Below are 24172 nucleotides of genomic sequence, written 5' to 3' on the forward strand. Positions count from 1 at the left end.
TAAAAACAGCGGACAATTTAATGTCCGCTGTTTTCTATTTACCTATATTACTTTAACCACTCTGTGTGGAAAACTCCTTCTTTATCAACACGTTGATAAGTATGAGCACCAAAGTAATCACGCTGTGCCTGCAGTAGGTTTGCAGGAAGTGTTTCTGTTCGGTAGCTATCGTAATAGGCAAGCGCAGATGCCGTACAAGGAACAGGAATCCCTTGTTGTGCTGCAATAGATACGATTTCTCTAAGGGCTCCTTGATAGCTCTCAACGATTTCTTTGAAATAAGGGTCGAGAAGCAGGTTTTTAAGCCCCGGTTCACGGTCATATGCATCTTTGATTTTTTGAAGGAATTGAGCTCTAATGATACATCCACCACGGAAGATCATCGCAATGTCACCATAGCGCAGATCCCAGCCGAATTCATCAGATGCCGCTCTCATTTGAGCAAACCCTTGAGCATATGAACAGATTTTGCTCATGTACAATGCCTTGCGAATCGATTCAATAAATGCTTCGCGATCGCCTGTAAATGGTTGAGCCTCAGGACCTCGTAACGCTTTACTTGCGACAACACGCTCATCCTTTAACGCAGAAATGAACCTTGCAAATACTGATTCGGTAATAAGCGGAAGCGGCACACCAAGGTCTAAAGCATTTTGGCTTGTCCACTTACCTGTGCCTTTTTGACCTGCAGTATCAAGGATTAAATCCACAAGTGGCTTACCTGTTTCTTCATCCGTTTTTGTAAAAATATCCGCTGTGATTTCAATTAAGTAACTATCGAGTTCGCCCTTATTCCACTCAGCGAACACTTCATGAAGTTCCTGGGCAGAAAGACCAAGAACATTTTTGAGAAGGAAATAGGCTTCAGAAATCAACTGCATATCACCATACTCAATTCCATTATGTACCATCTTTACGAAGTGACCTGCTCCATCCGGTCCGATGTATGTTGTACATGGTTCGTTATCTACCTTTGCCGAGATATCTTTAAAGATTGGTGCGACCAAATCATAAGCTTCCTTTTGGCCACCAGGCATAATAGACGGCCCTTTAAGAGCCCCTTCTTCTCCACCAGAAACACCAGTACCGATGAAGTGTAAGCCTGATTCGCTCAACTCTTTGTTCCTTCTCTGAGTATCAGTAAAGAGGGTATTCCCACCATCAATTAAAATATCGCCTTTATCTAGAAATGGCTTTAGCTCTTCTATTGTCGCATCAGTCGGACCTCCTGCTTTAACCATAAGCATGATTTTACGAGGCTTTTCTAGTGAGTTAACAAATTCCTCCACGGAAAATGTACCAAAAATCTTCTTTCCTTCTGATTCTTTTAGCATTTCGTCTGTTTTTTGTCGGGAACGGTTATATACAGAAACAGAGTAACCCTTGCTTTCCATATTCCAAGCAAGGTTCTTCCCCATTACTGCAAGACCTACGACACCAATTTGCTGTTTTGTCATTCCACTACGTCCCTTCTCTCAAATCTATTGGTAGTCTTGATTAGACACTTTAATTTAGCAATAATAAGTGGAGTTTGCAAATATCTGCTATCCCTTCCTTATATTTTGACTCTTTGTTAAAAAAATACCCTTTTAATAGTCTTTTTTACGCGATACGATGGATTTTTTGTCTTGAAGAAAATCCTTATTAAAACTAGTATCATGCTTAGTAGACTTTGAATTGGGAACCTGATTTATCTGACTGCTTGCACTTCCGATTATCTTTTTCCCGTATTTATCTTGTAGCTTAGACATTGTATTTAAAAGCGGCTCTTTCTCTGCTTCCTTTTCATAAGAAAACAAGTCAAGCTGTCGAACAGCAGAATCAAGTTCCTGTAAACCCGTTGCAGTAATACCTAATAGTCTGATGGGTTCTCCGTCCCAGTTTCGGTGAAACAACCGCTTTGCTGCTTCATAAATTTCTTTTTGCCTCGCTATAGGGTTTTCTAGCTTCTGACTTCTCGTAATTGTTTTTCTATTTTTATACCGAATCGTGATTCCAATAATCGTCGTAACAACTTGCTTCCGTTTCATCCTTACAACTACCTGCTCTGCCAGTTTTTCTAGAACCTTTAAAAGCTCCTGCTGATTCGAAGTATCTCTTGGCAAAGTTGTCGAATTACCAATGCTTTTGAAATCGTAAACAGAGTCAGGGTCAACAGGCCTTGGGTCAATCCCATTTGCCCTTTCCTTCAGTCTAACTCCATTAATACCAAGCAAGGCTTTTAATTGAATTTCATTGGAAGTGGACAAGTCTCCAATGGTGTTGATACCGATTCCTTTTAACTTTTCAGCCGTTTTTTTTCCTACGCCATGCATCTGTTCCACATCGAGCGGCCATAGAACGCTCGGAACATCACGCTTCCTAAGAATCGTTATCCCCATCGGCTTTTTCATGTCAGACGCGGTTTTAGCAAGGAATTTATTTGGAGCAATTCCAATACTGCAAGGTAAATCAAGCTGGTCATATATCTGCTTTTGAATCATTTCGGCAATAGCAGGTGGTGACCCTAATTCCTGACTATCAGTAAGGTCGACATATCCCTCGTCAATGGACACGGGTTCAACTAGGTTTGAGAATTGTCTAAGTAAATCAAACATAGCTACTGAAGCGGCTCGGTATCGATCGAAATTCGGAGTTTTCACAATTAAATCGGGACAAAGCTTTTTAGCTTCCCAAAGTGGCATCGTAGTTTTCACCCCAAGATTTCGAGCTTCATAGCTACAAGTAACAATAATTCCTCTTCTCTCCTCTGGATTCCCAGCAATGGCTAAGGGCTTGCCTTTTAACGAAGAGTCATAGGCCATTTCAACCGAAGCATAGAAGCTGTTCATATCTACATGAAGAATCACTCGTCCGTTTTTAGGATACATCTTTATCACCACGTCCCCAAAATATATACAGTTATATTACCATTTAAATTCGAAAAAGACCCGCATCGCTGCGAGTCATTTATCGTTCATCTTATGGAGTTGTAACCGATCCTGTTGCCATTAACTTTGCTGCGACCACTGCTTCTTCCTTTGCTTTAGCCATAATTTCCGGAATTTGTTTAGGGAAGTGATCCATTCCCTCCGCTACAATTGTATCCATTACATCCATACCTAAAAAAGTTAGCGCTTTGCGCACGTACTGGTCTCCCATTTCAAACCCTACCATTGGGCCCGATGAATAAATGCCTCCACGTGTTTGAATATGAATCGCTCTTCTGCCAGTAAGCAAACCTTTAGGCCCTTCTTCCGTGGAGATAAATGTTTTGTTAATTAAGAACATATTATCCATAAATTCTTTTAAAATTCCAGGTGCACCTAGATTCCATATCGGAGTAACAAAAACATAATAATCAGCTGCGATAAAGCGGTCTGCTAATGCATGCATCGCTGTAAATTTCTCTTTTTCAGCGCCAGAAAGCTGATCGAATGTCTGCCCCATGAAGGAGAGCTTGGCGCGAGCATACAAAAGGTCCATATCGATTCGAGGGATATCCATATCATATAAATGCATTCTCTCAATTTCTATGTCCGGCTGTTCTTTTTGAAACGTTTCAAGAAATACTTCGCCAATTTGTGCTCCTTTGGAAAGACGAGGATCCTTTTTCGGATTGGCGGTGATATATAATAACTTTGGCATGGTAGCATCCCTTTCCGCAATAAAATTAAAAATTACCTACTCTAATCTTACTTAAAACATTCTTGTGTAGGGTTGAACAAACTGTGAAAGTCATGAACATTTTGTGACATGACTACACCGTGCCATTCATGACGTACAAAAGTTCATGGAGCGCAAAAAGAGGCAGTGGAGGCAAATGTGGGCTCTATAAAGGTCAATCTATACCAGGTCTCCCATAAAAAACGGAGCATCCAAATAGGATGCTCCGCTTGTGCTCATTATTGTGCTGCAACCTCTTCAATGATCGCAATAACCATTTCTCCAAGCTTTTCAAGCTCTTCGATTGGCATTTTTTCATTTGTGGTATGGATATCTTCGTAACCAACAGCGAGATTGACAGTCGGAATGCCAAAACCGGCAATCACGTTTGCGTCACTTCCGCCCCCACTTTGACGAAGCTCACAGCTGCGACCAATTTTAGCAGCGGCTTTGCGAGCTAACTCAACGACAAGATCTCCTTCGCCATATTTAAAGCCTGGATACATAACATCAACATCTACTTCAGCCTTACCGCCCATTTGTTCCGCAACCGATTCAAAGGCTTCCTTCATTTTGGCAACTTGCGCTTCCATTTTTTCAGGAACGAGCGAGCGGGCCTCAGCGAGAATCTCAACATAGTCGCAGACAATATTTGTTTGTGTCCCACCTTGGAAACGACCAATATTAGCAGTTGTTTCTTCATCGATACGGCCTAAGGGCATTTTGGCTACAGCTTTCGCAGCAATCGTAATCGCGGATACCCCTTTCTCTGGAGCTACTCCTGCATGCGCCGTCTTCCCATGAATGACTGTTGAGACTTTCGCTTGTGTAGGAGCTGCGACAACAATATTCCCTACCTTGCCATCACTGTCCAAGGCATAGCCATACTTAGCAATAAGAAGGGAAGGATCAAGTACTTTAGCCCCAACTAATCCTGATTCCTCCCCAACCGTGATAATGAATTGGATGGTTCCGTGTGGGATTTGCTGTTCCTTTAAAACCCGAACGGTTTCAAGCATAACAGCAAGACCAGCCTTATCATCCGCACCAAGAATCGTCGTTCCATCTGTAACTACATACCCGTCTTTAATAGAAGGCTTTACTCCTCGTGCCGGAACGACTGTATCCATATGAGAGGTGAAATAAATCGGATCGACGCCATCTTTCGTGCCCTTTAAGGTACAAACAAGATTACCTGCCCCGTGGCCAGTCTGTTCTGTCGTATCATCCTCAAAAACTTCAACTCCAAGATCAGTAAACTTCTGCTTCAAGACCTTTGCGATCTCTGTTTCATATTTTGTTTCTGAATCGACCTGAACTAATTCCAGAAACTCATTTAACATACGTTCATTGTTTATCATCTAAAACGAACCTCCAAATTTATGTATATACTATCTCAGTATACATTCACGACATTCACCCAGCAAACATATAGGCAATTATCAGCTATTTATCATTCCTTCATTTCTCTAATCGAGAAAAGAAGGAATGATTTGAAGCCCGTTATAGCGGGATATTTCCATGTTTTTTCTTTGGACGACTTTCTTTCTTCGACCGTAACATCTCAAGCGATTGAATAATTTTTATTCTTGTTTCTCTTGGGTCAATGACATCATCAACCATTCCTCTACTTGCAGCGACATAAGGATTCGCAAACTTCTCTCGGTACTCATTGATTTTCTGTTCTCTAGTTGCCTCTGGATCTGAACTGTTTTGAATTTCTCTAGCAAAAATAATGTTTGCTGCTCCTTGAGGCCCCATTACGGCAATTTCGGCATTAGGCCATGCAAATACTAGGTCTGCTCCAATAGATTTACTGTTGAGAGCCACATAGGCACCGCCGTAGGCTTTTCTCAAAATGACTGTTAATTTAGGAACAGTAGCTTCTGAGTAAGCGTAGAGAATCTTCGCCCCATGACGGATAATCCCTCCATGCTCCTGTTTAATTCCAGGGAAAAAGCCTGTTACATCTTCAAAAGTAATGATTGGGATATTGAAAGAATCACAGAAGCGAATAAACCTCGAAGCCTTGTCCGAGGAGTCAATATCAAGACCCCCTGCCATAAACTTAGGCTGGTTACAAACAAGTCCCACTACTTCCCCTTTTACTCTTGCCAGCCCGATGACAATATTTCTAGCAAAGTCTTTTTGAATCTCCATGAACGAATCCTTATCAACCACCTGCTCCACGACAATGCGAACATCATAAGGCCTAATCGCATCAAATGGGATCAAATCTGTTAAGTCTGGTCGATAATCATCTAATTCGTCTGCTTCTAGTCGAGGAGGCTTCTCCTCATAACTTTGCGGTAAATAGCTTAACAAAGCTCGGACCATTTCTAATGTTTCAGCTTCCGTTTCCGCGCGAAAATGAGCGTTCCCACTAACGGTATTATGTACCTTCGCCCCACCAAGGTCCTCGGCTGAGATACTTTCACCCGTGACTGTTTCAATTACCTTAGGACCAGTAATAAACATCTGACTTGTTTTTTCAACCATGAAGACAAAGTCAGTAATCGCAGGGGAATAGACGGCTCCACCAGCACAAGGTCCCATAATCACTGAGATTTGAGGTATCACTCCTGAATAAATCGAATTTCGATAGAAGATTTGACCATACCCGTCAAGAGAGACAACCCCCTCTTGAATTCTTGCACCACCCGAATCATTCAAGCCGACAAATGGAGCTCCATTTTTAGCTGCAAGGTCCATAACACTAGCGATTTTGTGGGCGTGCATTTCTCCTAAAGCTCCCCCAAAAACAGTGAAATCTTGAGAGAATAAATAAATAGGTCGACCATTCACTTTCCCGTATCCAGTAACAACACCGTCACCTGGCCCTTTTTGATTCTCTAAACCAAAATCAGTGGACCGATGCTCAATAAATGGATTTAGTTCAACAAAACTACCGGGATCAACTAATAAATTGATTCTCTCTCTTGCCGTTAGCTTTCCCTTTTCATGCTGTTTCTCAATTCTCTCATCTCCACCGCCAAGTTCTATTTCGCGCCTACGGTCATAGAGTTCATTTATTTTCTCATAGATGTCAGACATTACTTTTCCATTCCCTTCTTTTCACATAATTCAACAAGGACGCCACCAGCAGATTTAGGATGCATGAACGCGACCAAGGCATTACCAGCCCCCGTTTTAGGCTCATCCTGTATCATTCGAACGCCTTTTTCTTTCATTTCATTTATTCTTGCTTGAATAGAATCCACACCTAGTGCGACATGATGAATTCCTTCGCCACGCTTTTCAATAAACTTAGCAACGGTGCTTTCGGCTGATGTCGGTTCAAGCAATTCAATTTTTGATTCACCCACCTTTAGAAACGCTACCCGCAGCTTTTCACTTTCAACCTCTTCGATTGCTAATAAAGGTAAGTTCAAAACATCCGTATAAAAAGGTAAGGCCTCGTCAAGCGATTTGACAGCCACGCCAATATGGTCAATTTTTTTTATCATCTTAACCCTCCTAGCTAAATTTTAGAAAATAGTTAATACTCCTTATATTCGCTATAAATCGTCATAATTCCTGCAAAATGGTAGTTGAAGAAAAGACTATTCAGTTGTAGTATAATAGGTAGTACCATGAGGGAATTTCGAAAGGAGAAATGACAGATGGGGAAAAGAAAAACCCGAAAAATTATTATTTACGTCATGTTATTTGCGATGCTTGCTTCAACCCTCTTTACAGGGATTGCGGCTTTCCTATAAGTTACTAAAGTAAAAAGGACTGTCCATTTTTTGGACAGTCCTTTTTACTTATTCTATAGCCCGATGTTCTATCGCTAATTGTTCAAAGTCTTTTTCCGAGGTAATGACTAGTACCTTCGTTCCAAGCGGAATTGAATCAAATAATGACTCCACCTCTTCATTGTGCAGCCTTATACAGCCCTGCGAAATATATTTTCCGATAGAGTCAGGATTATTCGTTCCATGGATCCCATAGGTTCTCCCGTCAGTATCCCTTGCATCAAAACCAATCCAGCGTCTCCCTAACGGATTTCGAGGGTCGCCACCTGGAATGTCACTTTTTCTAAAGTAAGGATCTACCGCTTTTACGGTAACAGTGAACAAACCTTCAGGGGTTAACTCCTCTGTTTTCCCCGTTGCTGCATTAACAATGGTCTGAACACGATTGTCATGAATGAAAGCAACCTCATTCGTTTTTTTATTAATAATTAAAAACGGGTCTCCAGGAAGGGGATTCTGACCCAATGGCCAGATTGGTGAAACAACCAAGAGAATGGCCATCATTAGTCCTTTCAAATCGATTCACCTACCCACCTTTTCCCCCTAGTGTGCTTCTTTGGTTACTTTTCGATTCGTTTCCTCCGTATTCAATCCCTTGAACGAACGTTTTAGCAAGAGATATTGTTCCATCTCATTCACAAAGTGAAGAAGCGCAGCTCTTGCTTCAAACTCTTCTCGTGTATTTGGAAGTTCCATATCTACAAACTCTGTCCTCAATCGGTACAATTTTTCTAGGTAAAAAAGGACGGTGTTCCCCGGTTTGATACCCTTCAATAGTTCTTCCACAAACTCCGCAACCATTTCTCCTTGTTTGACCTGATAGGGCATCGAAGTGACAGAAGGGAGCACTCTTTCAATAATATCGAATTGTTTTTCCCGGATTTTAAAGTATTGATAGTAAAGGTTTTCACTCCGTAACAAATGATTTTCAACATCCTGAAAAGCAAGGGCTTTTGCTTTCTCTAACAACTTCGCCGTTTCTGTCAGTTCCACTCCACCCCAGTTCGAGTCACCTGTTCGCAAAAACCTCCCAATTTCTATAAAAATCCTCTTAAAATTTTCTTCAATTTGTATTTGGTATTCTTCCAGCTTATCGTCAGAACTTGGCATATAGAGGTTCATAATAAGTGCCACCCCCACACCAATCAAAACGATGCCTAACTCATTTACTATCAGAGCAGGAGTGACTTGTCCTGCCGAATAAATATGTAACATAATGACACTGCTTGAAACAATCCCATCCGCCGCCCTAGCCATTACTGCCACCGGGATAAAAAACAGAAGTAGGAGACCAATGACTAGCGGATGATAACCGATTAGTTCAAAGAAAACAGCGGAAAACGTCATTGCGATGACACATGCCAGTATTCGATCCCAAGACGCTCTAAGCGACCTTTTCTTCGTCACTTTAATGCAAAGGATCGTTAAGATTCCAGCAGATGTGAAGTTTTGAAGTCCTATATATTGAGCTAATATAATTGAAACGGCTGTCCCTAGCGCTGTTTTTAAGGTGCGGTATCCGATTTTAAATTTCATGACTTTTCTCCCTGAAACAAAATAAAAAGATGACCGTCAAGATCATCTTTTTATTTTATCAGATTCCTTTATTGGCTGATAGATTTCTTATAACTCTTCACAATATTGTTCGAACGAATCCTGGAGTTTCTGAACAACAGCCATTGGGTCATGTCCTTCAATATCATGACGTTCAATCATTTTTACAATTTCTCCGTCTTTTAACAGTGCAAAAGATGGAGAGGAAGGTGGATAACCAGTGAAATAGCTACGAGCCTTTTCCGTTGCTTCCTTATCTTGTCCCGCGAACACAGTAACAAGTTGATCAGGGCGCTTATCATAATGTAGCGAATGAGCAGCCGCTGGACGAGCAATTCCACCCGCACAACCACAAACAGAATTCACCATAACAAGAGTTGTCCCTTTTTTCGCTAAAGCCTCATCAACTTCTTCAGGCGTCGTTAACTCTTTATATCCAGAAGCACTAATTTCTTGACGTGCCTGACGAACAACATCATTCATAAAAAAATTAAAATCCATATTCACCATTCATCACTCCTAGTCAGTTAGTCTCAAATGCATACCTATATGATACCAATATTAGTTGATTGTTTACAAACTTAAAATTCTTTTCAAAAAAAGAGTTTATCTTCCGGTAAATCGGGAATAGTAACATTACAGCTAGATCCATACCCCTAAACTCCCTAGATGAAAGACAGCGCCAAACATGCGCTGTCCTTTTTTTATTGTTGGTCGTGTTAAACATGGGTGTTGATTTCCGCTCCAATCAACAGTATGGAAAAGCAACGGTGTACTGTAACATTGCCTTTTTGTAACTTGCCTTACTTTTTATTCCCCTGAAAGATACACTTTAAAAAGCTCGTCGACTGCGGCAGCCACTGGCTTCGTTCCGGATGCAACTTCATTCTCCACTTTAGGCAAAAGGCCCTTTACTTTTGAATGATGGTAAAAACTCATATGCAACTGATCAGTAATCATTGAATGGATCCACTCTTTCACCTGATGCTGCCTTCTATGTAAGAACACACCAGATTCCTTTGTTTCCTGCTCAAAGGTTTGAATCATTTCCCAGATATTTGAGATTCCCGTTTCGTAAAGGGAAGAGCAAGTAAGCGCCTTTGTTTCCCACCCTTTTGTTGCAGGTTGGAGAAAATGTAGAATCCGATTATACTCGACGCGAGTTTTATTAGCAGGAGCTTCATTAGACCCGTCCGCTTTATTAATAATTACCGCATCAGCCAATTCCATGATTCCCTTTTTCATCCCTTGAAGTTCATCTCCTGCTCCCGTAAGGACTAGAAGCATAAAGAAATCAACCATATCGCGAACAATAACCTCACTTTGGCCAACTCCAACGGTTTCGACCAAGATAACATCAAATCCGGATGCTTCACATAAGAGCATTGTTTCACGCGTCTTCCGGTGGACACCGCCCAACTTCCCCCCTGAGGGAGAAGGGCGGATAAAGGCTTTCGGGTTTCTCGCAAGCTGTTCCATCCTCGTTTTATCCCCTAAAATGCTGCCACCGGTTAAACTAGAAGTTGGGTCAACTGCTAGTACCGCTACTTTGTAACCAATGCTACATAAATGAGATCCAAATGCTTCAATGAAGGTACTTTTCCCAGCCCCCGGAACACCTGTAATGCCAATTCGGACACTTTTTCCTGTATGAGGAAGAAGTCTTTCAATCATCTTTTGGGCCTGATGAAAATGTGTTTCTGCATTGCTTTCAACGAGAGTAATTCCACGGGCAAGGGAAATTCTATTTCCTTCAAGAATATCCTCGGCAATAGCCATGGCATCAATTTCTCGATAATTTTTTTTTACAAACCTACCCATTTATTGTGCCACTTCCTCATACCCAAGGCGCTCGTATATGGTGTGAATCACCTTTTGAGCAGCAACTGGGATCACGGTTCCCGGTCCAAAAATGGCACTTGCTCCCTCATCGTAAAGATATTGATAATCCTTAGCAGGAATGACCCCTCCTACTACAATGACAATATCTTCACGGCCTAGCTTTTTTAACTCTTTAACAAGATGTGGGAGAAGTGTTTTATGTCCCGCCGCTAGTGAACTAATGCCAATCACGTGAACATCGTTTTCCACCGCTTGCATCGCTGTTTCTTCAGGGGTCTGGAATAGTGGACCAATATCAACATCAAAACCTAAGTCGGCAAATGCCGTTGAAATCACCTTTGCCCCACGGTCATGACCATCCTGCCCCATCTTTGCAATTAAAATTCTTGGGCGTCTACCTTCATTTTCAAGGAATTCATCTGTCATTTGCTTCACAACTTCGATTTCATCGTCATTGGAGTAGGAAGTGCTATACACCCCTGAAATCGAGCGGATGACGGCCTTATGTCTCCCTGCAGCCTCCTCAATCGCATCAGAAATTTCGCCTAGCGTTGCTCTGACCCGTGCAGCCTGTACGGCAAGTTCCAGTAGATTCCCACTTCCAGTTTCCGCAGCCGTAGTGAGTGCTTCCAAAGCATCGTTTACCTTAGCCTCATCACGGGAAGCCTTTAATTGCTCTAATCTTTCTATTTGCTTCCCTCTTACAGCAGTATTGTCAATATCTAGAATCTCCAAAGGCTCCTCTTCATCAGTCCGAAAACGGTTAACACCGATGATTGTTTCTTTCCCCGAGTCTATTTGGGCTTGGCGACGGGCAGCAGCTTCTTCAATTTTCATTTTTGGAAGTCCCGTTTCGATTGCTTTAGCCATTCCACCAAGATTTTCTATTTCCTCAATATGACTCCATGCACGGTCAACAAGCTCTTTTGTTAAGGTTTCAACATAATAACTACCGCCCCATGGATCAATAACACTTGTAATCCCGGTTTCCTCTTGTAAAAATAGCTGCGTATTCCTCGCGATTCGTGCCGAAAAATCAGTAGGTAAAGCAATCGCTTCATCAAGAGCATTTGTATGAAGGGATTGGGTGTGTCCCATGGCTGCAGCATGCGCTTCGATTAATGTACGAATGACATTATTATAGGGATCTTGTTCTGTCAGGCTCCACCCTGATGTTTGCGAGTGCGTCCTAAGCGCCATCGATTTCGGATTTTTCGGTTCAAAGGACTTCATCATTTTCGCCCAAATTTGGCGCGCCGCCCTCATTTTCGCCACTTCCATGAAATAGTTCATCCCAATTGCCCAGAAAAATGACAATCTTGGAGCAAAGGAATCAATATCTATCCCAGCCTTAAGTCCCGTTCGGACATATTCAAGCCCATCAGCAAGCGTATAAGCCAGCTCAATATCGGCAGGAGCCCCTGCTTCCTGCATGTGATAGCCAGATATACTGATGCTGTTAAACTTCGGCATATACTTTGATGTGTACTCAAAAATATCGGCAATGATTTTCATCGACATTTCCGGCGGATAAATATAGGTGTTCCTTACCATATATTCTTTTAAAATATCGTTTTGGATGGTTCCTGATAGTTTTTCTTGTGGAACCCCCTGTTCTTCAGCTGTCACAATGAAGAAAGCCATAATTGGTAAAACGGCTCCATTCATCGTCATCGAAACAGACATTTGATCTAGCGGAATGCCATCAAACAATATTTTCATATCGAGGATAGAATCGATGGCTACACCGGCCTTACCTACATCCCCAACAACCCTAGGGTGGTCAGAATCATACCCACGGTGTGTGGCAAGGTCAAAGGCAACCGACAAACCTTTTTGTCCCATGGCAAGATTTCTACGATAAAAAGCGTTGCTCTCCTCCGCCGTTGAAAACCCTGCGTACTGCCTAACTGTCCACGGACGATTCACGTACATAGTCGGATAAGGCCCGCGTGTATAAGGAGGGAGGCCAGGGCGATCATCGAGGTGGCTCAATCCTTCAATATCCTCTTTGGTATATATAGGCTTTATATTAATGCCTTCATTTGTTTCAAAAAGGAGGTCATCAATCGTCTCACCAATCTCTACCTCCACTTTTTCCTTCCATTCTTCAGCAGAAAGTGATTTTTGCTCCCCAAATAGGGAAACTTGTTTAAAATCAGGCTTCTTTTTCATCGAGCAGGCACCCCCATTTCGTTCAATAGATTAGACAAAGCTTCATAGTTATTGCTCTTCACATGATAATACTGCTTTATTCCCGCCTGAGAGAGAGCTGTTCGCGTCACTTCATCTGGTAATCCTGCAAGACTAAGCTGTAATTCTGGTAACTTCACCGCAAGCTCCTTGACTAAGTTCAAACCCTGTTCTTCATACTGATAATTGTCGCCACACAGACAATAATGTTTCAATCCTGTTTCTTTTATAAATTGGATTGCAGCCTGAGAATCGTGAATATCCTCGCTTTTTTTAGCTTCAATACCTCCAGAGGCTAAAAAACTAGTCATGAAGTCTACCCTTGGTTTCCGTTTCTTTAAGTCTCCTAGACCAATCAACCCAATAGCTGGTTTTTCTCCTGTGTTTCTTTCAATTTCAAGTGCTCTGTAACGTAGGAACTCGTAAGGCTCCGCCAATCTTTTATTCTCCAATGGAAGGAACATAGTAGAAGAAGATGACGGACTATAACTCTTCACATCTATCGAATCCATTTGCTCAGTAACATTCGCATAAACATTTGTGCCAATCATACTTTGTTTACGCAAATAGAGATCTTCTTCTCTTTTAGCCCTTGTTTTAGCTAGGTCGTTTTGAAGCCAATTTGATTTTAAAACTTCAAGGATCCCTCCTTGCTCATCAATTTCAAGAAAGAAGCTCCATGCCTTCTCGGCAAGTTCGTGTGTCAATGTTTCCACATACCAAGAACCTCCAGCAGGGTCAGTGACTTTTTCAAGATGAGCCTCTGATTTGAGAATCAATTGCGTGTTTCGAGCAATTCTTTCTGAAAAAGAGGAGGTTTTCCCAGCTACTTCATCAAGAGCCGTCACACTTAAGTACTGTACTCCACCTAGAACTGCCGCGAAGGCTTCATTGCCGGCACGAAGTAAGTTAACATATGGGTCAAAAACGGTTTTAGTAAATTGCGAGGTTTCAGCGGAAATCACCATTTTTCGTGATTCCTCGTTTGCCTCATATGCTTCCATGGCCTTGTCCCATAGGATTCGGGCCGCTCTGAGCTTAGCTGTCTCCATAAAGAAATTGGATCCAATTGAATAATGAAAGATTGTTTTTTTCAATATTTCATCCAAGCTCAAACCATGATCTAGAAGCTTTTGAACATAGAAGACCCCTGTTGCTATGCTAATTCCTAATTCCTGAACAGCACTTGCACCGCTATTATGGTAAACCGATGAGTCAATTAAAATGGTTTTGACGTTCGGCAACTCTTGATCAGCCAATTTTATCGCTTCTAGCCAGTCATTCATGTCTTCTTCGTGAAAGTTCCCTTTTCCGGCTGCAGTTGCTATGAAATCAGCTGCAATAAACCCAGTTACCTCACTTTTATTTTCTTTGGTTGCTCCAATTACTTCTGCTAGGAAAGGTTTTAAATATTCTTTTGCATCAACACTAAACGGACCCTGTGAGGTAACATCTCCTAGCCATTTGGCTAGTTTATCATTATCAGAGAAAAGTTCTGCTTTTACATCAAAGGCTAGAGCTGTTTGGCCAGTTGTTAGAGCGATGTTTAATTTTTCTGCTAACTGTTCAAGATTGCGATAAGGTTTTTTATTCGCAACATGCCAACTCTTCCCTGTATACCCCCTTGCATCAATTCCTCGGCTAAAATTAGTCCCACCAGGATATTGAGATAAGCTGAAGGTGTCGATATCTTCCTTTGTATAGAGTGGTTTTAGTTGGATACCTTCATATGTACTGTTAGAAAGGCTTTCAATACTTTTTCCTTTGAGAGACTCTGTTGCTTTATCAGCCCAATCAGTCAATGTACTCAAAGGAAAGGACGTTTCCCGCATATTTTCAAGTTTCATAGACTACTGTCCTTGTGTGGACAGTATTCGCCTCCTCCCTCATAATGAATAAATATAAAATTCGAACTATTCTCCATTAATATTAATATACAAATGCTAAACTGGCAACGAAAGCACAAAAATCACTATCTTGTTCAAGGCTGTGGCATCACAAGCTTTTTTGCTACTGAACAAGGAATGGTTGAATTCCATTCCAGGCGGTTAGCGAAACAGAGGAGCGGGCGGGGAGCCGCTTAGCCCGCCGAGAAGCTTCCCCTTTTCTGGCTTCTCGGCGGTGGTTGATGGTACCAACTGTCCCGCAGCGGCTGTCCCACAGGTGAGTAACCACCAAAAGAAAAATAAGCGGAGAATTTCCCGTTAAATGCAGATTAGAGCTCGTTTTTAGGAAAATAAGGGGAGATTTTACGCTTATACAAAGCAAAATTGACTATTTTCACGTTTTCCGAGTAAATAAGCGGAAATTCTCCCTCTATTATAGCTATTTTAAGTGCCATTTATTAATTAAGGGGAATTTCTCCCTCTATTTATCAGATCAAAAATAAAAGCACTGCTTTACACATCTAGCAATCACTTTTGTTTGCTAACGTGTAATGCAATGCTTTCTCCTACAAACTAATAAATGCTTGTGGTGTCTTTAGAGGTATTTTCTAAAATTTCTTTCACACGGTTTAAGAAACGTCCACATACTAAACCGTCTAGAATTCGATGGTCTAGTGACATACATAGATTGACCATATCCTTTACGGCGATCATTCCATTGTTCACGACAACTGGTCGCTTCACAATTGATTCAACCTGAAGGATGGCTGCTTGAGGGTAATTGATAATTCCCATTGATTGAACAGAACCGAATGATCCCGTGTTATTAACAGTAAAAGTACCACCCTGCATATCCTCTGAACGGAGCTTACCTGTTCGCACTTTAACAGCAAGTTCTGTAATTTCACGTGCAATCCCTTTAATCGTCTTTTCATCCGCATTTTTAATGACAGGGACAAATAGTGCATCATCTGTAGCAACAGCAATAGAGAGATTAATATCCCGCTTTTGAATGATTTTGTCTCCTGCCCACATGGAGTTTATTTCCGGAAATTCCTTAAGGGCCTGTGCGACAGCTTTTACAAAGAAAGCGAAGAACGTTAGGTTAAAGCCTTCTTTCTGTTTAAATTGGTCTTTTATACTGTTACGATATTCAACAAGATTCGTTACATCCACCTCTACCATCATCCAGGCATGCGGGACCTCTTGTTTACTACGTTGCATATTAGCCGCAATGGCTTTTCTTACACCCACTACTGGGATTTCAATGTCTCCAGTACTTAATGGGATTGAAGGAATAGAGGATACTGAACTCGTGTCCTTTACGCTATTTTCCTGAGATACTTTTTCAGGTTCAGGCACGGGTTTATGTTCCACCGTAACAGGAGCTTCCGGAATACTGCCGGATTCAATGATTTTCATTAAATCTTTCCTTGTGATTCGGCCTTCTGCTCCTGTACCTTGAACAAGAGAAAGGTCAATTCCATGCTCTTGAGACAGCTTTAATACAGCGGGTGAATACCTTACCTTACTTCCAACATTCCTTGTATTATTCAAAGTAGTAGTAGAGGCTGGGCGGGTTTTCTCTACCTTATTGGGCTCTCTACCCTCGCTAGGCTTTTCTTCAGCTTCAGGTTTGCCTCCTCCTTCTACCTCAATCAATAAAATGGTTTCTCCAACAGACAGGGTATCACCTTCACTTGCAATTAATTCCTTAATTGTTCCGGAAAAGGAAGAAGGAATCTCCGCATTTACTTTATCGGTCATCACCTCTGCGAGAGGGTCGTATTTATTTACTGAGTCACCAGGTGCAACCAGCCATTTGCTAATCGTCCCTTCTGTTACACTCTCCCCCAATTGAGGCATGGTTATTTTTTCAACTGCCAATGGATACTCCTCCTCTCTTATTAAAATTCAGCAAGCTCTCTCATCGCTTTTTCAACTTTATCTGGATTAACCATAAAGAATTTTTCCATTGTTGGTGCATACGGCATAGCTGGAACATCAGGACCAGCCAATCTTTTAATTGGAGCATCTAATTCAAACAAGCAGTGTTCAGCAATGATAGCAGAAACTTCACTCATAATACTGCCTTCTTTATTATCCTCTGTTAAAAGGAGAACTTTGCCCGTCTTCGAAGCAGCCTCAATAATCGCTTCTTTATCTAAAGGATAGACCGTTCTGAGGTCCAAAATATGAGCAGAAATCCCGTCCTTAGCTAAACGTTCAGCAGCCTGAAGGGCAAAATGCACACATAATCCATAAGTAATGACCGTAATGTCCTCGCCCTGTCGCTTGACGTCAGCCTTACCTATTGGCAGAGTATAGTCATCATCTGGGACTTCGCCTTTGATTAAGCGGTACGCCCGTTTGTGTTCAAAAAACAAGACAGGATCATCGTCTCTAATAGCCGCTTTTAATAATCCTTTAACATCATAAGGAGTAGATGGCATAACAATCTTTAGCCCTGGCTGATTCGCGAATACAGCCTCTACTGATTGCGAATGGTACAATGCGCCATGAATGCCTCCCCCATAAGGAGCACGTATGACGATGGGACAATGCCAATCATTATTCGAGCGATAACGGATTCTTGCTGCTTCGGAGATAATTTGATTGACCGCAGGCATAATGAAATCAGCAAACTGGATTTCAGCTATCGGTCTCATTCCATACATCGCTGCACCAATACCAACACCCGCAATTGCTGATTCTGCTAGTGGGGTATCGATAACACGTTGTTCTCCGAATTTATCATAAAGTCCTTGCGTCGCTTTAAAAACTCCGCCCTTTTTCCCAACGTCTTCGCCTAAAACAAAAACTTTGGGGTCTCGTTCCATTTCTTCCCTCATCGCCTGTGTAACTGCATCTATATAAGAAATTACCGCCATGTTTGTTCCCCCTTACTCTTCAGCATAAACATATTTTAATGCCTGTTCCGGATCAGCATATGGTGCAGTTTCTGCATAATCCGTTGCTTCATTGACCAATTTCATTACACGATCATTAACCGCTTTCTCCAATTCATCATTGAGAACACCTGTCTCTTTTAAATAAGCTGCAAAGGTTATAATAGGGTCTTTGGTCTTAGCCTGTGCAACTTCAGCTGGTGCGCGGTAACTTCGGTCATCATCATCAGAAGAATGGGGCGTAAGTCGGTAGGAAATCGTTTCTATAAGCGTAGGACCTTCACCTCTACGTCCACGCTCGGCAGCCGCTTTCACTGCCTGATAAACTTCGAGAGGGTCATTTCCATCAACGGTAAACCCTGGCATTCCATAACCTATCGCCCGGTCAGAAACATTTTCACATGCTAATTGCTTTTCGAGAGGAACCGATATCGCATATTTGTTATTTTCACACATAAAAACAACAGGCAATTTATGGACACCAGCAAAGTTAGCACCCTCATGGAAATCTCCTTGGTTAGAGGAACCCTCACCAAAACTGGTGTAGGCCACAATGTCTTTCCCCTCCATTTTTCCTGCAAGCGCGATACCTACTGCATGTGGTACTTGAGTGGTTACTGGGGAAGAACCTGTGACAATCCGGTTCTTTTTTTGACCAAAATGCCCAGGCATTTGTCGACCGCCTGAGTTTGGGTCTTCCGCTTTAGCAAATGCTGATAACATAATATCTCGAGGCGTCATCCCGAACGTTAGGACGACCCCTAAATCACGATAATAAGGTAGGACATAATCTTGCTCACGATTAAGGGCAAAAGCTGCTCCAATCTGGGCAGCTTCTTGACCCTGACAGGATATGACAAACGGGATTTTTCCAGCACGGTTCAAAAGCCACATCCGTTCATCAATCCGACGGGCTAGAAGCATCGTTTCATACATTTCCACTACCTGATCATCACTCAGACCAAGTGCATGGTGACGGTTTTCAACCATAATTTTTACCTCCCTGTTAAACCTCTGGTATCTGGTTACCTATTAAATATTTAAAAATTTCACCCAAATCCCCTAGCTACATTTCTCATTACGAATGAATGGCTTTCCCATCTACAGCTAGAGCTGCCTCACCAATGGCTTCTGAAAGGGTCGGGTGAGGATGTATTGTTTGCCCAATTTCCCAAGGGGTAGCATCCAAAACTTTCGCAAGGCCCGCCTCGGAAATCAAGTCCGTTACATGAGGTCCGATCATATGCACTCCAAGAAGATCGTTGGAATCTTTATCAGCAATCATCTTCACAAAACCATCCGATTCCCCAAATACAAGTGCTTTCCCAATTGCTCTAAACGAAAACTTACCGACCTTCACATTAAACCCTGCGGCGATTGCTTCGTCTTCAGTAAGCCCTATACTTGCTACTTCGGGAGAACTGTATACACATTTCGGGACAAGAGCATCGTTGATGGGAGACGGATTTCCCCCTACAATATGTTCAACTGCACAGAGACCTTCGTGCGAAGCAACATGGGCTAATTGTAGTCCTCCAATGCAATCTCCAATTGCATAAATATGGGACTCTTTCGTTTGGTAAAACTCATTTGTCTTGATAAAACCGTTTTCAATTTGTATTTCTGTATTCTCTAAACCAATTCCCTCAGTATTTGCCTGTCTCCCAACAGAGACGAGAAGTTTTTCCGCACGGAATTCCTTATTACTTCCATTAACTTCTGCCTGAATGACGACTTCATTCTCTTTTTCTAGCGTTTCCGGTAAAACTTTGGCACCAGTGACCAGTTTAATGCCTCTTTTTTTCATTAACCGTTGCATTTCCCTTGAAATTTCCTTATCTTCAGTTGGGAGAATTCGGTCCGCGTATTCAATCACAGTGACCATTACTCCAAAATCAGCCATCATCGAAGCCCATTCTATTCCAATAACACCACCCCCGACGATGATAATAGAGGCTGGTAATTGTTCAAGCACTAGAGCTTCATCAGAGGTAAGAACTTGGGTTCCATCTGCTTCGAGACCAGGCAATGTTCGTGGTCTTGATCCAGTGGCAATGATTACGTTTTTAGGGATAAGCATTTCATTATCGCTTCCATTGTTCATTTCCACTGAGATTGTACCTGGCATTGGAGAAAAAATAGACGGACCAAGAATTCGACCAGTTCCTTCGAAGACATCAATTTTCCCTTGCTTCATCAGGTGCTGAACGCCTTTATGTAACTGGTCTACAATCCGTTCTTTTCTTTCTTGGACCTTTTCAAAGTTCACTGTCACTTCTCCGGTAACAACCCCAAACTCTTCACTCCGTTTGGCTGTTGCAAATACTTCCGCGCTTCGTAACAGAGCCTTGCTTGGTATACAACCTTTATGAAGACACGTCCCCCCGAGCTTTCCTTTCTCCACGACCGCTGTTTTAAATCCAAGCTGTGCAGCCCTAATTGCCGCTACATAGCCTCCAGTGCCGCCTCCTAGGATCACTAAATCATATTCTTCAGCCATAATGCGTCCTCCTCATTGCTTATAAAGGTTCTTTTCTCAAACTGGGATATAAAATAGGATGATTCGCTTTTATTTACAGTGCAAAAATATGCTAAAAGAGCCTGCAAACATACTAAACCGTACAAAGTTGCTTATCTTACGTCAATATCGGCTTTGAGATTTTAACATCAACCCCGTTAGAAAACCCCTAAAAGAACTAGGCAGGATAGTTCTTTCCGACCTCTTCACCTCGTAGCACACGTAAGGCTCCTTCGGCAAGTGCCTGTAATTCATTTTCTCCTGGATGGATAATAACATCGGCAATCCAATTGACCCGTTCTGATATTTCATTAACGAAGCCCTTGCCATAAGCAAGACCGCCAGTAAGAATAATGGCATCCACTTTTCCGTAAAGAACCGCACTAGCGGATCCAATTTCTTTTGCTACCTGATAGGCCATTGCTGAATAAATGAGTTTTGCCTCTTTATTTCCTTGCTCAATCATTTCTTCTACCTTTACCGCATCGTTTGTTCCGAGATAACCGACCAGACCTCCTTGGCCAACTAGCTTCTTCATCACCTCATCCCGGAAAAACTCACCTGAATAACATAGGGCCACAAGGTCCCCAGCAGGGACAGTCCCTGCTCTTTCTGGACTGAAGGGCCCATCCCCATTGAGTCCATTGTTTACGTCCACGACTTTTCCATTTTTATGAACACCAACCGTAATTCCACCGCCTAGATGGGCGATAATCAGGTTTAAGTCTTTATATTTTGCTCCCAAGTCCTTGGCAACTCGTCGGGCAACTGCTTTTTGATTTAGGGCATGAAAAATACTTTTTCTTTCTATTAGACTAAATCCCGATATGCGCGCGATCTCATCAAGCTCATTCACTACGACAGGATCGACAATATAAGAGGGGATGTTTAGACCACTTGCGATTTCAAAAGCTAAAATTCCACCAAGGTTGGAGGCATGCTGTCCAGAATAACCTACTTTGAGATCCTCTAACATCTTTTCATTGACCAGGTAGGTTCCACCTTCGATTGGGCGCAGCAGGCCGCCACGTCCACAAACCGCATTTAATTTTGAGACATTAATACCTTCCGTATCTAAAGTTTCAAGGATAGTATTCTTTCGAAATTCATATTGTTCAATAATGTTGTCAAACGTATTTATCATCTCTGTATCATGCCGGATGGTCTTCTCGAATAGCGGGATTTCATTTGAAAAAACCCCTATTTTCGTTGATGTAGATCCCGGATTAATCGTAAGAATTCGATAGTCCATATGATGCAATTTCTAAACCTCCAGTTGATCTGCAGGGGTAGTACGTCAGCTTCCCCTTCTTTCTTTAGTTCGGTGGTTAAAGTGCTGTTTGTTTCCACTTCAATCAACTATGACCATTAAAACAGCCTTCTTTATAAAGGAAAGGTGCTGAATGACCACATTCAAACACCTTCATAATATGTTAGCGACGGCTTAAAATATGATGGCCGTTCTGCAGGAATTGACTACGAGAATTTCGCATTCTCTCAATACGTTCCTCAGCCATTCGATCTGCAGCTAAATATGTTGGAATTCGATCACGTTTAGCAATATCAAACACCTTTTCAATATTTGCATAAATCTGGTCTACCTTTTTAAGGGCACGTTCTTGATTATATCCATAAAGTTCATCGGCTACATTAATTACTCCACCTGCGTTGATAACATAATCTGGAGCATAGGCGATTCCTAGTTCATGAATAATATCGCCATGTTTCGTATCTTTAAGCTGATTATTTGCTGCACCTGCAATAACCTTTGCCTTTAGTTGAGGGATTGTTTCATCATTCACTACCGCACCAAGTGCACATGGTGCATAGATATCACATTCAACCCCGTAAATCTCATCTGGATCCACAGCCTTAGCACCAAACTCTTCAACCGCTCTTTGGACGGCTTCTTTGTTGATATCAGTTACAATAAGTTGCGCACCCTCCTCATGTAAATAGCGGCAAAGGTTATAGGCCACATTGCCAACTCCTTGTACGGCAATTACTTTTCCTTCTAGTTCATCCGTGCCAAATGCTTGCTTTGCAGCAGCTTTCATTCCTCGATATACTCCGTATGCTGTTACGGGAGAGGGATTCCCTGATGAACCAAAAGCAGGTGAAATCCCTGTAACATAGTCCGTTTCCTCATGAATTAGATCCATATCCGCAACGGTCGTACCCACATCTTCTGCAGTAATATAACGACCATTTAGCCCCTGAATATACCGGCCAAAGGCTCTGAACATTTCCTCATTCTTATCCTTCCGTGGATCACCAATAATGACCGTTTTTCCTCCCCCAAGATTCAAACCAGCAGCGGCATTTTTATAGGTCATTCCTTTAGCCAGTCGGAGGGCATCTTCAATTGCCGCTTCCTCTGAAGAATAAGTCCACATCCGTGTTCCTCCAAGAGCAGGCCCTAGTGTTGTATCGTGAATAGCGATAATCGCCTTAAGTCCAGATTGTTTATCCTGACAAAAAACAAGTTGTTCATAGTCATATTTTTCAAGGTAAGTAAAAATTTCCATTTCCATTTCCTCCCCAGGTTTTACAATTGATGTGTTTATTTGGCTGTTTTCGTTTTTATAGAGTTTAAAACATTAATAAGTCAAGTCCGTTCCATTTCGCTCCAGACACTTGCTTTCCGCGGGGAGGAAGTCGAGCCTCCTCGGCTTCGCCTGTGGGGTCTCGACCTTTCCTCTTCATCCCGCAGGACATTGAATAACTTCCTTGAATAGGCCCACGCACGAGAAAATGTGCAGTTCATTTTCGAGGAGTCAAGTGTCTTCCGCTCCATTCCACTACTGCTATGAAAATCTATATTGAAAAGCAACAATCCTAGGAACAGAGCTTTTTATTTAGGCGCAGTACAAACGGCAAGCGCAAGGGAATACAACTTACTTTCAGCTGTGTCAGCCCTAGATGTTAAAACGATTGGAGCAGTTGCACCAGCGATTACCGCACCAACCTTTGCATTTGCAAAGTAGATAAGTGATTTATATAAGACATTCCCTACTTCAATTGCCGGAACTAATAAAATATCTGCATTTCCTGCAACTTCACTCTTTATCCCTTTATGTTCAGCAGCCGCTTTGGAAACAGCAATATCCAATGCGAGTGGACCATCCACAATACAATTTGTAATTTGGCCACGCCTGTTCATCTCTGTTAAGGAAGCTGCATCCAAGGTAGCACTCATTGTATTATTAATTGTTTCTACTGCAGCAAGCGGGGCAACCTTAGGCATCTTTATCCCAATCGATTCAGCTATCTTAACAGCGTTCCTAATAATTTCTGCTTTTTGTTCCAACTGAGGTGCAATATTCATTGCAGCATCTGTCAACAATAGAAGATTCTCATATCCGGGAACTTCAAATACAGCAACGTGGGAAAGAATCTTCCCAGATCGCAAACCCAAATCCTTATTTAAGACAGCTTTAAGAAGAATGCTGGTTGAGAGATTACCCTTCATTAATACACCGGCTTCTTGATCTCGGACAGCTTTTACAGCGGCGGCAGCAGCCTCTTCCTTTGTTCCTGTATCAAATATGCTAATACCTGGTTGCCCCAGTAAATCTGGATGCTTTTCCTTTAAAATACCCTCTATTTCAATTTTGTTTCCAAACAATAGAAACTCAGCTAAACCAATTTTTAACGCAGCAGCGACGGCACCTAGGACTTCTATATCCTCTGCAGACGCTATGGCAATTTTTTGTTTGCTCAACTGGGTTGCTTTTGCAATTAGATGTTCAAAGTTCATTTAAGGTGTCTCAACCCTTTCTGTCTATGCGCCGTATGTTTCGTTTCAGTCAAAGTTATATATGCAAGTTGTATGCCAACTTAATAAATACGCTAAAACTTAACAAA

The 24172-nt window shown here is 42.0% G+C and carries 20 protein-coding genes; 1 reads left to right on the forward strand and 19 read right to left on the reverse strand.

Going from position 1 to position 24172, the window contains the following annotated elements:
- Nucleotides 1–47 precede the first annotated feature (47 nt).
- From gndA to mce, 6 genes are all read right to left on the reverse strand, one after another.
- Nucleotides 48–1457: an NADP-dependent phosphogluconate dehydrogenase gene (gene gndA, locus BMX30_RS10580; protein ID WP_090744812.1), complete on the reverse strand. Its 1410-nt coding sequence runs from the start codon at nt 1455–1457 to the stop codon at nt 48–50.
- 132 nt (nt 1458–1589) lie between these two features.
- The gene (locus BMX30_RS10585) at nt 1590–2879 is read right to left on the reverse strand and encodes a DNA polymerase IV (protein WP_090744815.1); all 1290 of its coding nucleotides are present in this window, start codon (nt 2877–2879) and stop codon (nt 1590–1592) included.
- Between the two features lie 82 nt (nt 2880–2961).
- Nucleotides 2962–3627: an FMN-dependent NADH-azoreductase gene (locus tag BMX30_RS10590; RefSeq protein ID WP_090744818.1), complete on the reverse strand. Its 666-nt coding sequence runs from the start codon at nt 3625–3627 to the stop codon at nt 2962–2964.
- A 257-nt stretch (nt 3628–3884) separates the two neighbouring features.
- Nucleotides 3885–5006: a tripeptidase T gene (locus BMX30_RS10595; protein WP_090744820.1), complete on the reverse strand. Its 1122-nt coding sequence runs from the start codon at nt 5004–5006 to the stop codon at nt 3885–3887.
- Between the two features lie 142 nt (nt 5007–5148).
- Nucleotides 5149–6699: an acyl-CoA carboxylase subunit beta gene (locus BMX30_RS10600; protein WP_090744823.1), complete on the reverse strand. Its 1551-nt coding sequence runs from the start codon at nt 6697–6699 to the stop codon at nt 5149–5151.
- Nucleotides 6699–7112, reverse strand: coding sequence for a methylmalonyl-CoA epimerase (gene mce, locus BMX30_RS10605; RefSeq protein ID WP_090744825.1), 414 nt, complete (start codon nt 7110–7112; stop codon nt 6699–6701). Before mce ends, BMX30_RS10600 begins: the two co-directional genes overlap by 1 nt.
- A gap of 156 nt (nt 7113–7268) precedes the next feature.
- On the opposite strand from mce, the gene prli42 reads away from it, so the two are divergent.
- Complete coding sequence (gene prli42 / locus BMX30_RS23520) at nt 7269–7364, forward strand: stressosome-associated protein Prli42 (protein ID WP_170843842.1); 96 nt, start codon at nt 7269–7271, stop codon at nt 7362–7364.
- 48 nt (nt 7365–7412) lie between these two features.
- On the opposite strand, the gene BMX30_RS10610 is transcribed toward prli42, so the two are convergent.
- From BMX30_RS10610 to yqiS, 13 genes are all read right to left on the reverse strand, one after another.
- The gene (locus BMX30_RS10610; RefSeq protein WP_090744971.1) at nt 7413–7907 is read right to left on the reverse strand and encodes a L,D-transpeptidase; all 495 of its coding nucleotides are present in this window, start codon (nt 7905–7907) and stop codon (nt 7413–7415) included.
- Nucleotides 7908–7946: 39 nt separating this feature from the next.
- Entirely contained in the window at nt 7947–8939 is a 993-nt protein-coding gene (locus tag BMX30_RS10615; protein ID WP_090744828.1) for an aromatic acid exporter family protein, read from the reverse strand.
- 87 nt (nt 8940–9026) lie between these two features.
- Nucleotides 9027–9464, reverse strand: coding sequence for a BrxA/BrxB family bacilliredoxin (locus BMX30_RS10620; protein ID WP_090744973.1), 438 nt, complete (start codon nt 9462–9464; stop codon nt 9027–9029).
- A 303-nt stretch (nt 9465–9767) separates the two neighbouring features.
- Nucleotides 9768–10778: a methylmalonyl Co-A mutase-associated GTPase MeaB gene (meaB, locus tag BMX30_RS10625; RefSeq protein WP_090744830.1), complete on the reverse strand. Its 1011-nt coding sequence runs from the start codon at nt 10776–10778 to the stop codon at nt 9768–9770.
- A complete protein-coding gene (scpA, locus tag BMX30_RS10630) occupies nt 10779–12974 on the reverse strand; it encodes a methylmalonyl-CoA mutase (RefSeq protein WP_090744833.1) in 2196 nt (731 codons plus the stop codon).
- On the reverse strand, nt 12971–14839 hold the full coding sequence (locus BMX30_RS10635; protein ID WP_244532555.1) for a methylmalonyl-CoA mutase family protein: 1869 nt from the start codon (nt 14837–14839) through the stop codon (nt 12971–12973). Before BMX30_RS10635 ends, scpA begins: the two co-directional genes overlap by 4 nt.
- 612 nt (nt 14840–15451) lie before the next feature.
- Entirely contained in the window at nt 15452–16765 is a 1314-nt protein-coding gene (locus tag BMX30_RS10640) for a dihydrolipoamide acetyltransferase family protein (protein ID WP_090744836.1), read from the reverse strand.
- A 20-nt stretch (nt 16766–16785) separates the two neighbouring features.
- Nucleotides 16786–17769, reverse strand: coding sequence for an alpha-ketoacid dehydrogenase subunit beta (locus BMX30_RS10645; protein WP_090744839.1), 984 nt, complete (start codon nt 17767–17769; stop codon nt 16786–16788).
- Nucleotides 17770–17781: 12 nt separating this feature from the next.
- Nucleotides 17782–18777, reverse strand: a complete 996-nt coding sequence (locus BMX30_RS10650; RefSeq protein ID WP_090744842.1) for a thiamine pyrophosphate-dependent dehydrogenase E1 component subunit alpha — start codon at nt 18775–18777, stop codon at nt 17782–17784.
- Nucleotides 18778–18865: 88 nt separating this feature from the next.
- A complete protein-coding gene (gene lpdA / locus BMX30_RS10655) occupies nt 18866–20287 on the reverse strand; it encodes a dihydrolipoyl dehydrogenase (RefSeq protein WP_090744845.1) in 1422 nt (473 codons plus the stop codon).
- Between the two features lie 196 nt (nt 20288–20483).
- Nucleotides 20484–21557: a butyrate kinase gene (gene buk, locus BMX30_RS10660; protein ID WP_090744979.1), complete on the reverse strand. Its 1074-nt coding sequence runs from the start codon at nt 21555–21557 to the stop codon at nt 20484–20486.
- 181 nt (nt 21558–21738) lie between these two features.
- The gene (gene bcd / locus BMX30_RS10665; protein WP_090744848.1) at nt 21739–22833 is read right to left on the reverse strand and encodes a branched-chain amino acid dehydrogenase; all 1095 of its coding nucleotides are present in this window, start codon (nt 22831–22833) and stop codon (nt 21739–21741) included.
- A 326-nt stretch (nt 22834–23159) separates the two neighbouring features.
- Entirely contained in the window at nt 23160–24065 is a 906-nt protein-coding gene (yqiS, locus tag BMX30_RS10670; protein WP_090744851.1) for a phosphate butyryltransferase, read from the reverse strand.
- Nucleotides 24066–24172: the final 107 nt, after the last annotated feature.

It is taken from the genome of Mesobacillus persicus, from assembly GCF_900109925.1.
In the GTDB taxonomy this organism is placed as follows: Bacteria; Bacillota; Bacilli; order Bacillales; family Cytobacillaceae; genus Mesobacillus_B; species Mesobacillus_B persicus.

Coding starts and splice junctions, on each gene's coding strand:
- mce (WP_090744825.1), bottom strand. CDS start 7,112: ATGATAAAAAAAATTGACCATATTGGCGTGGCTGTCAAATCGCTTGAC.
- buk (WP_090744979.1), bottom strand. CDS start 21,557: ATGGACTATCGAATTCTTACGATTAATCCGGGATCTACATCAACGAAA.
- BMX30_RS10600 (WP_090744823.1), bottom strand. CDS start 6,699: ATGTCTGACATCTATGAGAAAATAAATGAACTCTATGACCGTAGGCGC.
- lpdA (WP_090744845.1), bottom strand. CDS start 20,287: ATGGCTGAAGAATATGATTTAGTGATCCTAGGAGGCGGCACTGGAGGC.
- scpA (WP_090744833.1), bottom strand. CDS start 12,974: ATGAAAAAGAAGCCTGATTTTAAACAAGTTTCCCTATTTGGGGAGCAA.
- BMX30_RS10615 (WP_090744828.1), bottom strand. CDS start 8,939: ATGAAATTTAAAATCGGATACCGCACCTTAAAAACAGCGCTAGGGACA.
- prli42 (WP_170843842.1), top strand. CDS start 7,269: ATGGGGAAAAGAAAAACCCGAAAAATTATTATTTACGTCATGTTATTT.
- gndA (WP_090744812.1), bottom strand. CDS start 1,457: ATGACAAAACAGCAAATTGGTGTCGTAGGTCTTGCAGTAATGGGGAAG.
- BMX30_RS10645 (WP_090744839.1), bottom strand. CDS start 17,769: ATGGCGGTAATTTCTTATATAGATGCAGTTACACAGGCGATGAGGGAA.
- meaB (WP_090744830.1), bottom strand. CDS start 10,778: ATGGGTAGGTTTGTAAAAAAAAATTATCGAGAAATTGATGCCATGGCT.
- BMX30_RS10595 (WP_090744820.1), bottom strand. CDS start 5,006: ATGATAAACAATGAACGTATGTTAAATGAGTTTCTGGAATTAGTTCAG.
- yqiS (WP_090744851.1), bottom strand. CDS start 24,065: ATGAACTTTGAACATCTAATTGCAAAAGCAACCCAGTTGAGCAAACAA.
- BMX30_RS10590 (WP_090744818.1), bottom strand. CDS start 3,627: ATGCCAAAGTTATTATATATCACCGCCAATCCGAAAAAGGATCCTCGT.
- BMX30_RS10635 (WP_244532555.1), bottom strand. CDS start 14,839: ATGAAACTTGAAAATATGCGGGAAACGTCCTTTCCTTTGAGTACATTG.
- BMX30_RS10610 (WP_090744971.1), bottom strand. CDS start 7,907: ATGATGGCCATTCTCTTGGTTGTTTCACCAATCTGGCCATTGGGTCAG.
- BMX30_RS10650 (WP_090744842.1), bottom strand. CDS start 18,777: ATGGTTGAAAACCGTCACCATGCACTTGGTCTGAGTGATGATCAGGTA.
- bcd (WP_090744848.1), bottom strand. CDS start 22,833: ATGGAAATTTTTACTTACCTTGAAAAATATGACTATGAACAACTTGTT.